We start from the raw sequence: 15,977 nt of genomic DNA on the forward strand, positions 1-15,977 counted from the left end.
GCGAACGGCTACATAACCCCTGGTCGCTCAATACGATCCCCCGATACACCCTAAAAGGCCCGCTATGAAAATAGCGGGCCTTTTCGCGTTTCTGAATTCACGCCGGCTCCGGTGTCACTCGCTGCTGCGCCGTGCCCTGGGCATGGGCCCAGTTCTCTGGCAGGTTGATGTAGTCCACCAACTCTCGCAAACGGCCTTGATCTCGCCCGTTGAAATTGAACACCAATCGCGTCAAATGGCTGAATTTCGGCTCATCATGTTCCTCCCCGGTGTAAGCCAGTTGCTGGAACTCGCCACTCAAACGCAGGCTGGCGAATTCAGTCTGCAGATGCGCCAAGGCCTGTTCGCTGAGCGGATGGTTCATGCGCATTACAAACTCCCGTTTGAGCCAGCGTGTGGAGTGGAAGTTGGCGTAGAACTGATTGATTTCGTCCACGGCCTCTTCAGCGCTGTACACCAACCGAACCAGCTTGAGATCGGTCGGCAGAATGTAGCGATTGGCCTCCAACTGGTTGCGGATAAAGTCCAAAGCGCCTTGCCAGAACCCACCGCCGGGCGCATCCAGCAACACCACCGGCACCAGCGGGCTCTTGCCGGTCTGGATCAGCGTTAATACTTCCAGCGCTTCGTCCAGGGTGCCGAAACCGCCTGGGCATAACACCAGCGCATCGGCTTCTTTGACGAAGAACAGTTTGCGGGTAAAGAAGAAGTGGAAGGACAGCAGGTTTTCAGTGCCATCGATGGTGGGGTTGGCGTGCTGTTCAAACGGTAAGGTGATATTGAACCCCAGGCTATGCTCCAGGCCAGCACCCTCGTGTGCTGCCGCCATGATGCCGCCGCCACCGCCAGTGATCACCATCAGATCGGAGCGCGCCAAGGCGGTGCCCACCTCGCGAGCCAAGGCATATAACGGGCTTTCTACCGGAGTGCGTGCCGAGCCGAATACGGTGACCTTGCGTCGCCCCTTGAACTGTTCCAGAACCCGGAACGAGTGGTCCAATTCGCGGATGGCCTGTAGGGTTATTTTGGCGTTCCAACGGTCGCGGTCGTCTTGGGCCATGCGCAGCACGGTAAGGATCATGTCGCGATACAGGGGGCTGTTCGGGCTGTTGGGGGCGATCTGTTGGAGCTGAGCTTCGACTTGCTGTGTGAGCTCGGGCCCGTGTTCTTCAAAATGTCGTATCAAGCTGTCATTCGGTTGGTAAGGCATTCAACGTCTCCTTATTCACAGAGGTTGGGCCGGCGGCGAGTGATCGTCCGGCGGTCACGACACTGCATGTGTCGCTGCATGCCTTAGGCATTGCACATGTTTGCCAGTCGGCAAAGCGCGCTCTGTATGTTCCTAGTGATTTAAAAACCTCTGCACTGCAAGTCGCAGTAGGGAAACCCTCTTGTGCCCTGAAAATGTTACAGGACGGTATGGAAACCGTTACGCAAGGGTGTTTGAGATGACTCGATCATGGGCCGAAAAAGCCTTGGCTGGCAACCGCTTATTGGTTGATCAGAGGGGGGGCTGGCGGGGAACAATTGCAAAGGGGGAGTACGCGCCACGGGACCGCAGCGCGGGGATAAAGCCGAATTTACTTTTTCTTCTTCGTCGGGGCTGGGCAGTCCGCTTCTGCGAACTTCACCGATGCCACAGGGCGGTTGCTCTTGTTCTCGGTGATTTCATAGCGCATCACGGCGCCCTTGGCCATCAACTCGCGGTAGCCGGGGTTTGTGCAGACGCTGCGGCCCAATTGGAAGTAGACAGCCTTGGGGTTGGCGCGCATCTGTTCGGCACGGTCGGGCAGCACACTCAGGTGGTCGATCAGCTGCATACCTTCAACGGTGTAGGCCACTTCCAGGGTTTTTTCGTCGATTTCCCGCGGCAGGCCTTTATTGCTCTCGGCGGCAACGCTTTGCAGCTTCTTGTTCATTTGCGCCTCCAGCAGCGAGGCAGCGTGGGCGCCCATGGGCAAAACCAGCGCAAGCGCGACGGATGGGGCGACAAGACGCAGCATGGAACGCAGCATGAAATTCTCCTGATTCGGTTACAGGTGCATAGACCCGCCACTGCGCTGTGCGTTCAGTGGCGCGCGATTATAGGTGAGGCCTTGCCGCTACAGCCAGGCGTATCGCTGGTAAACTGCGGCCACTTCAGCCGATCTTGAGTGACCCCGTGTCGATTTTCCCGTTTCTACGGCGCATGCGATGAGCCACGCCGTCTCCCGCCTGCGCACTCAGCGCCTGGCGCGCGCCATCAAACCTTTCGTCAATCGCGGCTCCCGCGCTGAGCGTTGCCCCGGCTGCCGGGTCATTCCCGAATATTGCCTGTGCGCCTGGCGACCCAAGGTCGCAGCCAGGTCCGCCATGTGCCTGTTGATGCATGATGTTGAGCCGATGAAGCCCAGCAATACCGGCTGGCTGATCGCCGATGTTATCGATGACACCACGGCGTTCGCGTGGTCGCGTACCGAGGTCGATGCAGGGTTGCTCACCTTGTTGGCCGATCCGCAGTGGCAGCCCTATATCGTGTTTCCCGGCGAGTTCGTGGCGCCGGAGCGTGTCGTCAGTGCCGTCACGGTGGAGGAGGGCAAGCGTCCGTTGTTCATCTTGTTGGACGGCACCTGGAGCGAGGCGCGCAAGATGTTCCGCAAGAGCCCTTACTTGGAACATCTGCCGGTGTTGAGCCTGGCGCCTGAGCAACTGTCACGCTATAAGCTGCGCCGCTCCAAGCGCGATGATCACTTTTGCACCGCCGAAGTTGCGGCCCTGTGCCTGGAGTTGGCTGACGATGGCGCCGCCAGTGAAGTCTTGGACGCCTACCTCGATGTATTCAGTACCCACTACCTGGCGGCCAAGTTTCAGTTGCCACTGGACCTGGCGGACCCTGTTCACGCGCGCCTTGCGCCCTATATACCGGAGCTTTAGCCAGACGACGTTTGCATGATGGCACCTTATCCCTGCAACCCGCTAAAATGCCCGTGGGCGTAGTGCTTGACCCCCCAGGCTACGCTGGGCATGCTGGGCGCCGATTGAGGTGCCAGCATGGATTATCGACGTCGTTTCACGTCGAGCACGCCCTCTGGCGATGGCTGCCTGGCCACCGCCTTGTGCATTGGTGAACCCTGAACCCATCGGGGCTCCCATAAAAACAGGATCATTTAATCAATGGCCACATACGAAATCCTGATAGCCGACGACCACCCGCTGTTTCGCAGTGCGTTGCGTCAAGCGGTGACGCTGGGCCTAGGCCCGGATGTCCGCCTGGTCGAAGTGGCCAGTATTGCTGAGCTGGAAACCCATCTGACCGACAAAACCGACTGGGATCTTGTGCTGCTCGACCTGAACATGCCGGGCGCATACGGTTTCTCCGGGCTGGTGCTGCTACGCGGGCAGTACCCACAGATTCCAGTGGTGATGGTCTCTGCCCAAGAAGAGGCCGATGTGGTGGTGCGCTCAAGAGAGTTTGGCGCCAGTGGATTTATTCCCAAGTCTAGCTCCATGGAGCAGATTCAAGCCGCAGTGCGTGCCGTTCTGGACGGTGACGTCTCGTGGCCCCCGCAAGCCTCGGAAACCATCAATGTCTCTGCCGAGGCCAAGGCCGCACAGGAGGGCCTAGCCAGCCTGACACCCCAACAGTTCCGGGTCTTGACCATGGTCTGTGAAGGTTTGTTGAACAAGCAAATTGCCTACGAGCTGAAAGTCTCGGAAGCGACCATCAAGGCCCATGTCACGGCGATTTTCCGCAAACTGAACGTGCGTACGCGCACCCAGGCGGCCTTGCTTTTGCAACAACTTGAGTCAATTACGCAGCATTAAGCCGTTTTCGATTCACGCTTTTTTGACTTCGCGTGATCTAGTTTCCCCACTCCTTTGGTTCAGTTGCCTACATCTATGTCGCCTTTCAAGGGTCAAACCGGTATCAAACGTATCTTCAATGCTGGGGGATATTCCCTGGATGGCCTGCGCGCGGCATTCACCGGGGAGGCGGCGTTCCGTCAGTTGGTGTTGCTCAATGTGATCCTGATCCCGTTGAGCTTTTTTCTGAGCGTCAGCCGCGTCGAGCGTGCGTTGCTGATCGCCGTGTGCCTGCTGGCGCTGATCGTCGAGCTGCTCAATTCGGCGGTGGAAGCGGCGATCGATCGCATCTCTCTGGACCGTCATCCCTTGTCGAAAAACGCCAAGGACATGGGCAGCGCCGCGCAATTCGTGGCCCTGACCATGATCACCCTGGTGTGGGCCGTCATCCTGATTTAAACCTCAGGCAATGGTCGGCAGCACGATTTCGTCGCTGCGTTGCACGCCGGCCGTGAACGCGCGACAGAGTTCCAGGAACTCGCGCATCGCTGAGGTCTGGTATTTCTGCTTGTGCCAGATGAAGTAGAACTGCCGCATAAGGTCCAGATCCGGCGTTTCCACCGGCACCAGGCTGCCACGGCGAAACGCATCGCGCAGCGCCAGCCGTGAGATGCAGCCAATGCCCAGTCCGGACTCCACCGCTCGCTTGATCGCCTCGGTGTGTTCCAGTTCGAGGCGGATATTCAGCGCGCTGCGGTGATGGCGCATGGCTTGGTCAAACGTCAGGCGCGTGCCGGAGCCTTGTTCACGCAGGATCCACGCCTCATGGGTCAACTCGTCCATGCTCGCCATGCCGCGTCTGGCCAGGGGGTGCTGCGGCGCGCAAAACACCACGAGTTCGTCCTCTACCCAAGTCTGCACCTCGATATCCGGGTGGCTGCAGTCGCCTTCGATTAGACCCAGGTCAATTTCGTAATGCGCGACTTGGTGCACGATATGCGCAGTGTTTTGCACATGCAGTTTCACCTGACTCTCGGGGTGTTGTTGCATGAAGCTGCCGATCAGCAAGGTCGCCAGGTAGTTGCCGATGGTCAGGGTGGCACCGACCGCCAGGGAACCGAAGCCGGACTTGCCGTTGAGCAGGTCTTCGATCTCCTTGGCCTGGTCCAGCAGCGCCACCGCCTGGGGTAACAGTTGATGGCCGAGAGCGTTGAGGCTCAGGCGTTTACCGGCGCGGTCGAATAATTGGCAGCTGGATTGACGCTCAAGCTCCGTGATCGAAGTGCTGGCGGCGGATTGGGATAAGGCCAGCAGGCCAGCAGCGCGCGAAACGCTTTCCTGCTGGGCGACGGCGACGAAGACTTGCAGTTGACGGAGAGTAAATCGCATATCGATATAACCGATAACCCTTATCTTAATAATTCAGTTAACAGATATTGTCGCCGCCATTAGAATGCGCTGCAATTGCGCGCTTCACATTTAGTGCAGACCCATTTCCAGGAGTCCCCCGTACATGAGCAACATGAACCACGAGCGTGTCCTCAGTGTTCATCACTGGAACGACACTCTGTTCAGCTTCAAGTGCACCCGCGATCCGGGCTTGCGCTTCGAGAACGGTCAGTTCGTGATGATCGGCCTGCAACAGCCCAACGGCCGCCCGCTCATGCGCGCTTACTCCATTGCCAGCCCAAACTGGGAAGAGCATTTGGAGTTCTTCAGCATCAAGGTGCCGGATGGTCCGCTGACCTCCCAATTGCAGCATCTGAAGGAAGGCGACGAAATCATCATCAGCAAGAAACCGACAGGCACCCTGGTGCTTGACGACTTGAAGCCCGGCAAACACCTGTACCTGCTCAGCACCGGCACTGGCCTGGCTCCATTTATGAGCGTGATCCAGGACCCGGAAACCTATGAGCGTTTCGAAAAAGTGATCCTGTGCCACGGCGTGCGCTACGTCAACGAAGTCGCCTACCGCGAGTTCATCACCGAGCACCTGCCGCAGAACGAGTTCTTCGGCGAGGCCGTGCGTGAGAAGCTGATCTACTACCCAACCGTGACCCGCGAGCCCTTCGAAAATCAGGGTCGCCTGACCGACCTGATGCGCAGCGGCAAACTGTTCAGCGATATCGGCCTGCCGCCGATCAATCCAGAGGACGACCGCGCCATGCTGTGCGGCAGCCCAAGCATGCTGGACGAGACCAGCGAAGTGCTCAACAGCTTCGGCTTGAAAGTTTCGCCGCGCATGCGTGAGCCGGGCGACTATCTGATCGAGCGCGCATTCGTCGAGAAGTAACTGCGGTAAAAAAATGTGGGAGGGGGCTTACCCCCTCCCACATTTCGTTTGCGCCTTATTCAGTTAGCGGGCACCACTTCCAATACGCAAATCACCCCCGCTTCGGGATAGTGCCAGCGCACATCCACATCCCAGAAGCGCACCCCGTATTCACGTTCAGGCCCTGGTGTCTGGTAGGCCGGGCGCGGGTCCTGGGCCAAACACTGATCGATCAGCTCAACTAATGGTTCCCCAAGGCGCTGGGCGTGGCCTTGTGCTTGCTGCAGCGCCGTCTTCAGCCACTGCACGGCAATCAACGGCGGCGCAGCGCTGGCGATGTCATTGGTGGCCGTGTCGATGATGTCGGCGTAGGGCACATAGGGCTTGATATCCAGCACGGGGGTGCCATCCAGCAAATCGATCCCGGAAATCCACAAGCGTCCGGGCTCCACCTTGTCCAGTTTCACCACCGACTGGCCGATGCCATTGGGTCGATGGGTTGCGCGGGTGGCAAACACCCCCATGGACGCATTGCCACCCAGGCGCGGCGGGCGCACCTTCAGGCGCGGCTTGTCTTCCAGGGCCTGGTGGAACAGAAACAGCAACCACACATGGCTGACCTGCTCCAAGCCTTGTACCGCCTCGCCCTGATCGAACGGTGCCACCAGTTCCACCACACCCCGGGCCGCTGGCGCCAGTTGCGGCTGGCGCGGAATGGCGAACTTCTCCTTGAAGCAGGAACGCACGAAGCCCACGGGTGAGACCGGGTAATTCATGGCTTAGGCACGCACCCGCAACGTCAGCCCCTTGAGGAAGTTACGCAGCAGCTGGTCGCCGCATGGGCGGTAATTGGTGTGGCCGAACTTGCGGAACAGCGCGCTCAGTTCCGGTTTGGATACTGGGAAATCGGCCGACTTGAGAATGGCGTGCATGTCGTCTTCCTTCAGTTCGAAGGCGACGCGCAGCTTCTTGAGAATGATGTTGTTGGTCACCGGGGTTTCGATCGGCTGGGGTGGGCGGCTTTCGTCTTTGCCGCGCTTGAAGATCACCAGGCCATCGAGAAAGTGCGCCATGACCTCGTCCGGGCAGAACACGAAGCCTTCTTCTTCGTCCTTTTTGAGGTAGGTCAGCAGGTCATCCTTGGTGATGTCCATGCCGCCGAGCTTGGTGATCTCGACCATTTTGTTGTCGCTGATGTCGAGCATGTAGCGCACGCTGCGCAATACGTCGTTGTGAATCATGGTGGGCAATCCTGGTTTCAACGGTGGACAACGCCCAGTGGGGCGCTGTCGAAAAAAAGGAGCGGCTTAGAATTTCTCTTTGCCGGACAAGTAACGCCATTGGCCTACGGGCACCTTGCCGATGGACACACCGCCGATGCGGATACGGCGAATCGCCACGACTTTCAGGCCGACCGCTTCGCAGAACAATGCGATCACCCCGGGTTGCGGGTTTTTCAGCGCAAAGCGCAGGCGGTTTTCGTTCTGCCAGCTGGCTTTGACGGGCGGCAGCTCTTTGCCTTTATAGGTCAGGCCGTGGTTCAAGCGATTGAGGCCGTGGGCAACCATCTCGCCTTCCACCTCAACCACGTATTCCTGCTCGATCTTGGCGGCATCGGCGGTCAACTTGCGCAGAATCTTCCAATCCTGGGTAAACACCAGCAGGCCGCTGGCCTTGGCTTGCAGGTCGGCGCTGGCGCTCAGGCGCAGGAAGTGGCCCTTGAGCGGGCGCTTGCCGAAGCGATGTTCGTCCGACAGGGTTTCGGCGCTGATCGACGCCATCGCCGTGTCGGCATCCACGCCGGCCGGGGCGTGCAGCAGGATGGTCACGGGCTCCGGCGCAGTGGCCTTGGCTTCGGGGTCGAGTTCGACCTTTTGGGTGGTGACCTTGAACTGCGGTTCGTCGATCACTTCACCGTCCACCGAGACCCAGCCGCCTTCGATAAACAGCTCGGCCTCCCGACGGGAGCAACCGACCAGTTCGATAAGGCGTTTGGAGAGGCGTATGGGGTCAGTCATGACAAGGGCCGTAACAAAAGGGGGCGGCTATTGTACCTGCCTGGCGCCGGTTAATCCCGACCCCATTTCATTTAGCCCTGACGCGCCTGTGACGGCAGCTGGCGCAAACGCATGCGCAACAACGGATAAGGCTTGCCCAGGCCGTCGTGCTCCGTGCGTCCGATCACCTCGAAACCCTGCTTGAGGTAAAAACCCAGGGCCTGGGGGTTCTGTTCGTTGACTTCCAACTCATCGGCGTTCATGCACTCCACCGCGTAGCGCAGCAACTGTCGGCCCAAGCCCTGGCCACGGTATTGCGGGTCGATGAACAGCATCTCCACTTTGCCCGCCGCGACCCCGGCAAATCCGGTAATGCGCTGGCGGGCGTCTTTTGTGCAGATCAGCATCACGGCATCCAGGTAGCGGGTCAGCACCAGATCCTTGAGTAACACGATGTAGCTGTCCGGCAGGAAGTCGTGGGTGGCGCGCACCGAAGCTTCCCAGATGCGCACCAGCTCCGGGTAATCGCTGCTCTTAGGTGTGTGAATGACCGAATGCTGCCTCATGCCCGCTGCCCCTTGCCGATATCTGCATTGTTGGGCCAAACGATAGACCGAAAAAAGCCCCGCATCTTGTCCAGAAGCAGGGCTTTTCCAGTTTTTAACGATCAGGCGCGCTTTTCGGCCCACAGGTCGTATTCGTCGGCGTCGGTCACGGTGCACCAGACCTTGTCGCCTGGCTTCAAGCCGCTGGCGTCGTCGATAAATACGTTACCGTCGATCTCCGGCGCATCGAAGAAGCAACGGCCCACGGCGCCTTGTTCGTCGACTTCGTCGATCAACACTTCGATTTCCTTGCCGATGCGCAGTTGCAGGCGCGCCGAGCTGATGGCCTGCTGATGGGCCATGAAGCGTTCCCAACGGTCCTGCTTGACGTCGTCCGGCACCACGGCCAGGTCCAACAGGTTGGCCGGAGCACCTTCAACCGGTGAGTACTGGAAGCAGCCAACGCGGTCCAACTGGGCTTCGGTCAGCCAGTCCAGCAGGTACTGGAAGTCTTCTTCGGTTTCGCCGGGGAAGCCGACGATAAAGGTGGAGCGGATGATCAGCTCGGGGCAGATCTGGCGCCAGTTTTTGATGCGCGCCAGGGTCTTGTCTTCGAAGGCCGGGCGTTTCATGGCCTTGAGCACTTTCGGGCTGGCGTGCTGGAACGGGATGTCCAGGTACGGCAGGATCTTGCCGGCGGCCATCAGCGGGATCAGCTCGTCCACATGCGGGTACGGATAAACATAGTGCAGGCGCACCCACACACCCAGGCTGCTGAGGGCTTCGCAGAGTTCGGTCATGCGGGTCTTCACCGGCGCGCCGTTCCAGAAACCGGTGCGGTATTTCACATCGACGCCGTAGGCGCTGGTGTCCTGGGAGATCACCAGCAGCTCTTTCACGCCGGATTTGACCAGGCGCTGGGCCTCGTCTAGCACGTCACCCACCGGGCGGCTCACCAGCTTGCCGCGCATCGACGGGATGATGCAGAAGCTGCAGCTGTGGTTGCAGCCTTCGGAAATCTTCAGGTAGGCGTAGTGGCGCGGGGTCAGCTTGATGCCTTGCGGTGGCACCAGGTCGATCAGCGGGTTGTGATCCTGACGTGGCGGCACCACCTCGTGCACGGCGTTAACCACTTGCTCATATTGCTGCGGGCCGGTCACCGCCAGCACGCTGGGGTGCACGTCGCGAATATTGCCTTCTTCCACGCCCATGCAGCCGGTCACGATGACCTTGCCGTTTTCCTTGATGGCTTCGCCGATCACTTCCAGCGACTCCGCCTTGGCCGAATCGATAAAGCCACAGGTATTGACCACCACCACGTCCGCGTCCTGATAAGTGGACACCACGTCATAACCTTCCATGCGCAGTTGGGTCAGGATGCGCTCGGAATCGACCAGGGCCTTGGGGCAACCCAGGGATACAAAGCCGACCTTGGGGTTGGCCGTTGCGGGAGTGGTGGACATGTCTAACCTCGGTATTGAATGACGCCGCCGCCGTGAAGGGCAGGGCAGCGGACGGGCGCTGGGCGCGCCTCTGATCAAAAAGTGCGCAATTCTAGCGATGGGCAACGCACTTGACCAGCTTTATGCAGGGAAATACGACGAGCGCTGCGCTATGCTTCGCGCCGTTGCGCATGGGTAAAACCCGTGGGTCAATAAAACGTCTGTTACGAGAAGTAAAACAGCGCATGCTAGGGTTCGCTTAGACGCGCTGTTTATATAAGACCTCAGGTCAAAGGGCAGGAGTGGTTGATGGGTCAGGCAAGTAGTCAGGCAACAGGTGCCGAGCATTCAAACGCCAAGCCGATTGGCATGCTGGTGGCGGCGGTCGGGGTGGTGTATGGCGATATCGGCACCAGCCCGCTCTATACCCTCAAAGAGGTGTTCAACGGCGGTTATGGGGTTCAGGTCAACCACGATGGCGTGCTGGGGATTCTGGCGCTGATTTTCTGGTCGCTGATCTGGGTCGTGTCGATCAAGTACATGCTGTTCGTACTTCGTGCCGACAACCAGGGCGAAGGCGGCATTATGGCCCTAACCGCGCTGGCGCGGCGGGCGGCGGGGGAGCGCAGGAAGCTGCGCAGTTTCCTGGTGGTCTGTGGTCTTTGCGGGGCGGCGTTGTTCTACGGCGACAGCATGATCACCCCGGCGATTTCCGTATTGTCGGCCGTGGAAGGTCTGGAACTGGCGTTCGATGGCCTGGAAAAATGGGTGGTACCGATTGCCCTGGTGGTGTTGGTAGCGCTGTTTCTGATCCAGAAGCACGGCACCGACCATATCGGCAAACTGTTCGGGCCAGTGATGGTGACCTGGTTTCTGGTGCTGGGCGGCCTGGGTGTGTACGGCATCACCCTGCACCCTGAGGTGCTGCATGCCTTGAACCCGATCTGGGCCGTGCGTTTCTTCGAGGCCCACCCTGGCATTGGCGTGGCGATCCTTGGCGCGGTGGTGCTGGCGTTGACCGGTGCCGAAGCGTTGTACGCCGACATGGGGCACTTCGGCCGCAAGCCGATTGCCCGTGCGTGGTTCATGCTGGTGCTGCCGGCACTGGTGCTTAACTACTTCGGTCAGGGCGCGATGCTATTGGGCGACCCCGAAGCCGCGCGTAACCCGTTCTACTTGCTGGCACCGAGTTGGGCGCTGATCCCGCTGGTGGTGTTGTCCACCCTGGCCACGGTAATTGCGTCCCAGGCAGTGATTTCCGGTGCGTTCTCCTTGACGCGCCAAGCGATCCAGCTTGGTTACATCCCGCGCATGCACATCCAACACACCTCCAGTGCCGAACAGGGCCAGATCTACATTGGCGCGGTGAACTGGTCGCTGATGGTCGGCGTCATTCTGCTGGTACTGGGCTTCGAATCCTCCAATGCCTTGGCCTCGGCCTACGGCGTGGCTGTAACCGGCACCATGCTGATGACCACTATCCTGGTGTCGGCGGTCATGTTGCTACTGTGGAAATGGCCGCCGGTGCTGGCTGTGCCGGTGCTGGTCTGCTGCCTGTTGGTCGACGGTCTGTACTTCGCCGCCAACGTGCCGAAGATCATCCAGGGCGGGGCCTTCCCGGTACTGGCGGGGATCGTGCTGTTCGTACTGATGACGACGTGGAAACGCGGCAAGCAATTGCTGGTGGACCGCCTCGATGAAGGCGGCCTGCCGTTGCCGATCTTTATCAGCAGTATCCGCGTACAGCCGCCCCACCGGGTGCAGGGCACGGCGGTGTTTCTCACCGCGCGCCCCGACGCTGTGCCCCATGCGCTGTTGCACAACCTGCTGCATAACCAGGTGCTGCATGAGCAAGTGGTGCTGCTGACCGTGGTGTACGAAGACATCCCACGGGTGCCCGCCACCCGGCGGTTCGAGGTGGACTCCTACGGTGAAGGCTTCTTCCGGGTCATCCTGCACTTCGGTTTCACCGACGAGCCGGACGTGCCCGAAGCGCTGAAGCTGTGCCATCTGGACGATCTGGATTTCAGCCCGATGCGCACCACCTACTTCCTCAGCCGTGAAACGGTGATCGCCTCGCGCATCAAAGGCATGGCGCGCTGGCGCGAAGGGCTGTTCGCGTTCATGTTGAAAAACGCCAACGGTAACCTGCGCTTCTTCAAACTCCCGGTAAACCGGGTGATCGAGCTGGGCACCCAGGTCGAAATGTAAGCACGCGCTGCACGGGGGCCGGCAATCGGCTCCCGCTTTGCGCTGAACCCTGTGCAATCGCGCGTTGTCGACTAGGCTCTAAGCACGGTTTGAATAGTGCCCACAGAACCCAGAAGAGGTGCGCCATGAGTCAGCTGCTCGAATCCTATACCCTGCGCCAATTGACCCTGCCCAATCGCATTGCCGTTTCGCCGATGTGCCAGTACTCCAGCGTCGATGGCTTGGCCAACGACTGGCACCTGGTGCACCTCGGCAGCCGTGCTGTGGGCGGCGCCGGTCTGATCTTCACCGAAGCCACCGCTGTGACCGCCGATGGCCGTATCACCGCCCAGGACCTGGGGCTGTGGAACGATCAACAGATCGAGCCGCTGCAACGCATTACGCGCTTTATTGCGGCCCAAGGGGCGGTGGCCGGTATTCAGCTGGCTCATGCCGGGCGCAAGGCCAGCACCCACCGCCCGTGGCTCGGCAAGCATGGCAGCGTCAAGCCCGAAGACGGCGGCTGGGTGCCGGTCGGCCCTTCGCCGATTGCCTTCGACCCGCTGCACACCCAACCGAAACAGCTGGATGAGGCACAGATCCAGCAGGTGGTTGCCGACTTCGTCGCGGCCGCCAAACGCGCCTTGACTGCGGGTTTCAAGGTGGTGGAGATCCACGCGGCCCATGGCTATCTGCTGCACCAGTTTCTGTCGCCACTGAGCAATCAACGTCAGGACCAGTACGGGGGCTCGTTCCAGAATCGCATTCGATTGGTGTTGCAAGTGACCGAGGCCGTGCGCGACGTCTGGCCCCAGGAGCTACCGTTGTTCGTGCGCGTATCTGCCACCGACTGGGTGGAAGATGGCTGGAATCCGGATGAAACCGTGGAACTGGCGCGCCGCCTCAAAGCGATCGGGGTGGATTTGATCGACGTTTCGTCCGGCGGCACCGCCGCCAACGCCGAGATCCCCACCGGCCCGGGTTACCAGACCCGTTTCGCCGAGCGGGTGCGCAAAGAGTCAGAAATTGCCACCGGCACCGTCGGCATGATCACCGAGCCGGCGCAGGCCGAGCACATCCTGCGTACCTGTCAGGCCGACATCATCTTCCTGGCCCGTGAACTGCTGCGCGATCCGTACTGGCCGTTGCATGCCGACGACGACCTGGGCGGGCGCAAGGCGATCTGGCCGGCGCAGTATCAACGAGCAACCCATCGCGATCAGCCAATCCATGAGTCCGATTTGAGGGATTAGCCGTCGCGACAATAAGCAACCCACCCTGATCCGGTGGGTTTTTTATTGCCCTGAGTATGGGAAATACCTGTAGGTCTTTGTTACCGAAGAAATTTTTTAAGTGAATGCTCTAAAAAAATCCCACGCGCGATCAGAATGTTTCTACGCTTACGGTAAGCCTGATTTCTGGCCCAGGAAATCAGGCGGCTTGCCCACTGAGGCATTGCGCTTCACGGGACGCAGGTGATGGGCGCCAGGAGTATTTGATTGTTATCAGGAGAAGCAGTCCATGGCCAAGTCCTATGGTGTAGCGGGTATGGTGGCGTCATTTCTGACCCGCAGGGTGGCGTTGCGAGGTCGAAGGCTGAGTTCGGATGAAGAGGCGCTGTTGGCGCAGTACCGCGCCCTGACCGAGGATGACCAGGTGGCGATGCGGTACTTGATTGGAGCGATGAAAAGCGTGTCGCGATTCTGAATCGCGGTTCAATCATGGGGGAGCGAACGCTCCCCCATGGTGCATCAGGTGTACTTGCGTTGGTCCGGTGCTGGCGGGAAGTACTGATACAACCAGGTTTCGCTCAAGGTGCGGTCCTGGGTGCGGATAAACAATCGCAGCTCCACCGGTTCCACGCTGTCGCTGGTCGGGTACCAGTCGAACAGAATGCGGTAGCCCTTGATGTTATCCAGTACCAGCACGCTGAAGTCCTTCACCTCGCCGTGGGAACAGGTCACCACCGGTTCGATCCCGGTGCCCTCCGGCAAGCGGTCCAGGCCGCCCCCCTTGAAGTCCACCGCGAAGCGGCGCGCCCACACCGGCGGGTAATGCTCGCCCGGTGCCCAGCCTTCGGTAAAACCGCCCATGCCGGAACGGGTAGCATCCACTTGCGCCAACGGCGTGCTTACCGGCGGCAAGGCGCTCCAGTACAACTTATAGCCGTAGTTGAGCGAGTCGCCGGCGGCCACGGGTTTCTTCGGGGTCCAGAAGGCCACGATGTTGTCCAGGGTTTCGCCGGTAGTGGGGATTTCCAGCAGGTCGATGGAGCCTTCGCCCCAAGCGGTGGTCGGCTCCACCCACAGGCTTGGGCGTTTGCTGTACCAGTCCACAGTGTCCTGATAGCTGGCGAATTCGTGGTCGGTCTGCACCAGCCCGAAGCCTTTCGGGTCGGTGTCGGCGAACGCATTGAATTGCAGCTTGGCTGGGTTATTCAGAGGGCGGCAGACCCACTCGCCATTGCCGCGCCACATGGCCAGGCGGTCCGAGTCGTGGATCTGCGGGTGGATGGTGTCGCACATGCGGCGCTCGTGGGTGCCGCAGCTGAACATGCTGGTCATCGGTGCGATGCCCAATTGTTCGATGGCCGTGCGCGCATTGATATGCGCGTCAATGGCCATCACCACCTGGTTGGCCTGGCAGTCGATATCGAAGCGGTAGGCACCAGTGGCGCTCGGCGAGTCGAGCAGGGCATAGACCACGAAGCGGGTAGCGTTCTTATCCGGGGTTTCGAACCAGAACTGCGTGAAATCTGGGAATTCTTCGCGTTTTTTCGCGTAGGTGTCGATTGCCAGGCCACGCGCGGACAGGCCGTACTGGCCGGTGGAATCCACCGCGCGGAAATAGCTGGCGCCGAGAAACGACAGCACATCATGACGGTCCAGCTCCGGCGCCTTGAACAGTTTGAAGCCGGAGAAACCCAGGTCGCCGGTCAGTTGCTTGGTGTCGACCGTAGTTTTTTCATAGTTGAACAGCGAAGGGCGGAAATGCACCTCACGGGCTTCGCGGGTCTTAGGGTCGACGCTGTGCATGCGCACCGGCGTCTTGAAGCCCATGCCGACGTGGAAGAACTGCACGTCCAGTTGGCCATTCAGCTCTTTCCACAGCGAATGGTTTCGGTCGTAGCCGATGGCGTTGAAATTCTGCGGGGTCATGCTCGCCAGGGTCGGCGGCAGCACCTGTTTGGTGTCTTTGTAGGCGGTTGCGGCCAGTTGTTTGGCCTGGGCCTTGAGCGATTCGAAGTCGAACGCCACGGCTTTCCCATCGGCGGCGCGGTTCCCGGCCCATGCTTGGGCGGCGAGCAGGCCACTGGCCGACAGACCGGTATAAGCCGCAATGGCCATGGACGCTTTGAGCAAATTCCTACGATGCATAGAGACAACCTGTCGTGAGCAAATCCCGCGCCGTTCCTGGCACGTGCTGGATCAGAAAGTACGGTTCGGACATGCCTTCGGCCAAACGCAACGAACATTAAACAGACGCCGGATAGCTTAAGCGGTTCGATGGTGTAGGAAAAATGATTGATGGCGGGGTGATGGCATTGCAAGTGCGACAAGACATTTCCGGGGCTGTGGGGCAACCACATTACTCACGAATTATGAAGCTCCAATGTGGGAGGGGGCTTGCCCCCGATAGCGGTGCATCAGCCAATTATTTCAGTGCTGACCCACTGAAGTGCGCCCCAAAAGTTGGACACCTATCCAACTCTTGGGGCTTTTTCATGAGCAAGTACACGACGCAGTTC

At 59.8% G+C, this 15,977-nt stretch carries 16 protein-coding genes; 7 read left to right on the forward strand and 9 right to left on the reverse strand.

Annotated elements, in window-relative coordinates:
* Positions 1 to 97: 97 nt before the first annotated feature.
* On the reverse strand, positions 98 to 1,210 hold the full coding sequence (locus ACFZPT_RS09310; protein WP_040267436.1) for a TIGR00730 family Rossman fold protein: 1,113 nt from the start codon (positions 1,208 to 1,210) through the stop codon (positions 98 to 100).
* Positions 1,211 to 1,580: 370 nt separating this feature from the next.
* Positions 1,581 to 2,015, reverse strand: a complete 435-nt coding sequence (locus tag ACFZPT_RS09315) for a PA3611 family quorum-sensing-regulated virulence factor (protein WP_034096169.1) — start codon at positions 2,013 to 2,015, stop codon at positions 1,581 to 1,583.
* A gap of 178 nt (positions 2,016 to 2,193) precedes the next feature.
* Here ACFZPT_RS09315 and ACFZPT_RS09320 point away from each other — a divergent pair, with 178 nt between their 5' ends.
* The 3 genes from ACFZPT_RS09320 (at position 2,194) to ACFZPT_RS09330 (ending at position 4,242) form a co-directional block, all read left to right on the forward strand.
* On the forward strand, positions 2,194 to 2,913 hold the full coding sequence (locus tag ACFZPT_RS09320) for a tRNA-uridine aminocarboxypropyltransferase (protein ID WP_034096170.1): 720 nt from the start codon (positions 2,194 to 2,196) through the stop codon (positions 2,911 to 2,913).
* A gap of 240 nt (positions 2,914 to 3,153) precedes the next feature.
* A complete protein-coding gene (gene erdR / locus ACFZPT_RS09325) occupies positions 3,154 to 3,804 on the forward strand; it encodes a response regulator transcription factor ErdR (protein WP_034096171.1) in 651 nt (216 codons plus the stop codon).
* A 75-nt stretch (positions 3,805 to 3,879) separates the two neighbouring features.
* Positions 3,880 to 4,242: a diacylglycerol kinase gene (locus tag ACFZPT_RS09330; protein ID WP_034096172.1), complete on the forward strand. Its 363-nt coding sequence runs from the start codon at positions 3,880 to 3,882 to the stop codon at positions 4,240 to 4,242.
* A 3-nt stretch (positions 4,243 to 4,245) separates the two neighbouring features.
* Here ACFZPT_RS09330 and ACFZPT_RS09335 read toward each other — a convergent pair whose 3' ends face one another.
* Positions 4,246 to 5,172 carry a LysR family transcriptional regulator gene (locus ACFZPT_RS09335; RefSeq protein ID WP_034096173.1) on the reverse strand — a complete coding sequence of 309 codons (927 nt, stop codon included), beginning with the start codon at positions 5,170 to 5,172 and terminating at the stop codon, positions 4,246 to 4,248.
* A gap of 124 nt (positions 5,173 to 5,296) precedes the next feature.
* Between ACFZPT_RS09335 and fpr the strand changes: the two genes are divergently transcribed.
* Positions 5,297 to 6,076, forward strand: coding sequence for a ferredoxin-NADP reductase (gene fpr, locus ACFZPT_RS09340; protein WP_034096174.1), 780 nt, complete (start codon positions 5,297 to 5,299; stop codon positions 6,074 to 6,076).
* Between the two features lie 59 nt (positions 6,077 to 6,135).
* Here fpr and tsaA read toward each other — a convergent pair whose 3' ends face one another.
* From tsaA to rimO, 5 genes are all read right to left on the reverse strand, one after another.
* On the reverse strand, positions 6,136 to 6,831 hold the full coding sequence (gene tsaA / locus ACFZPT_RS09345) for a tRNA (N6-threonylcarbamoyladenosine(37)-N6)-methyltransferase TrmO (protein ID WP_034096175.1): 696 nt from the start codon (positions 6,829 to 6,831) through the stop codon (positions 6,136 to 6,138).
* Positions 6,832 to 6,834: 3 nt separating this feature from the next.
* Positions 6,835 to 7,296, reverse strand: coding sequence for a DUF1456 family protein (locus tag ACFZPT_RS09350; RefSeq protein ID WP_034096176.1), 462 nt, complete (start codon positions 7,294 to 7,296; stop codon positions 6,835 to 6,837).
* A 66-nt stretch (positions 7,297 to 7,362) separates the two neighbouring features.
* Positions 7,363 to 8,073: an rRNA pseudouridine synthase gene (locus ACFZPT_RS09355; RefSeq protein WP_034096177.1), complete on the reverse strand. Its 711-nt coding sequence runs from the start codon at positions 8,071 to 8,073 to the stop codon at positions 7,363 to 7,365.
* Between the two features lie 71 nt (positions 8,074 to 8,144).
* A complete protein-coding gene (locus tag ACFZPT_RS09360; RefSeq protein WP_034096178.1) occupies positions 8,145 to 8,618 on the reverse strand; it encodes a GNAT family N-acetyltransferase in 474 nt (157 codons plus the stop codon).
* Between the two features lie 101 nt (positions 8,619 to 8,719).
* Complete coding sequence (gene rimO, locus ACFZPT_RS09365) at positions 8,720 to 10,060, reverse strand: 30S ribosomal protein S12 methylthiotransferase RimO (RefSeq protein ID WP_034096179.1); 1,341 nt, start codon at positions 10,058 to 10,060, stop codon at positions 8,720 to 8,722.
* Positions 10,061 to 10,348: 288 nt separating this feature from the next.
* Here rimO and ACFZPT_RS09370 point away from each other — a divergent pair, with 288 nt between their 5' ends.
* The 3 genes from ACFZPT_RS09370 (at position 10,349) to ACFZPT_RS09380 (ending at position 13,936) form a co-directional block, all read left to right on the forward strand.
* Positions 10,349 to 12,250: a potassium transporter Kup gene (locus ACFZPT_RS09370; RefSeq protein WP_034096180.1), complete on the forward strand. Its 1,902-nt coding sequence runs from the start codon at positions 10,349 to 10,351 to the stop codon at positions 12,248 to 12,250.
* A 125-nt stretch (positions 12,251 to 12,375) separates the two neighbouring features.
* Positions 12,376 to 13,482, forward strand: a complete 1,107-nt coding sequence (locus ACFZPT_RS09375; RefSeq protein WP_034112079.1) for an NADH:flavin oxidoreductase/NADH oxidase — start codon at positions 12,376 to 12,378, stop codon at positions 13,480 to 13,482.
* A 268-nt stretch (positions 13,483 to 13,750) separates the two neighbouring features.
* On the forward strand, positions 13,751 to 13,936 hold the full coding sequence (locus tag ACFZPT_RS09380) for a hypothetical protein (protein ID WP_034096182.1): 186 nt from the start codon (positions 13,751 to 13,753) through the stop codon (positions 13,934 to 13,936).
* A gap of 44 nt (positions 13,937 to 13,980) precedes the next feature.
* On the opposite strand, the gene ACFZPT_RS09385 is transcribed toward ACFZPT_RS09380, so the two are convergent.
* Positions 13,981 to 15,606: a glucan biosynthesis protein D gene (locus ACFZPT_RS09385; RefSeq protein WP_040267445.1), complete on the reverse strand. Its 1,626-nt coding sequence runs from the start codon at positions 15,604 to 15,606 to the stop codon at positions 13,981 to 13,983.
* Between the last annotated feature and the right edge of the window lie 371 nt (positions 15,607 to 15,977).

The sequence above is a fragment of the Pseudomonas sp. MD330_10 genome, from assembly GCF_042610415.1.
Taxonomy (GTDB): Bacteria; Pseudomonadota; Gammaproteobacteria; order Pseudomonadales; family Pseudomonadaceae; genus Aquipseudomonas; species Aquipseudomonas rhodesiae.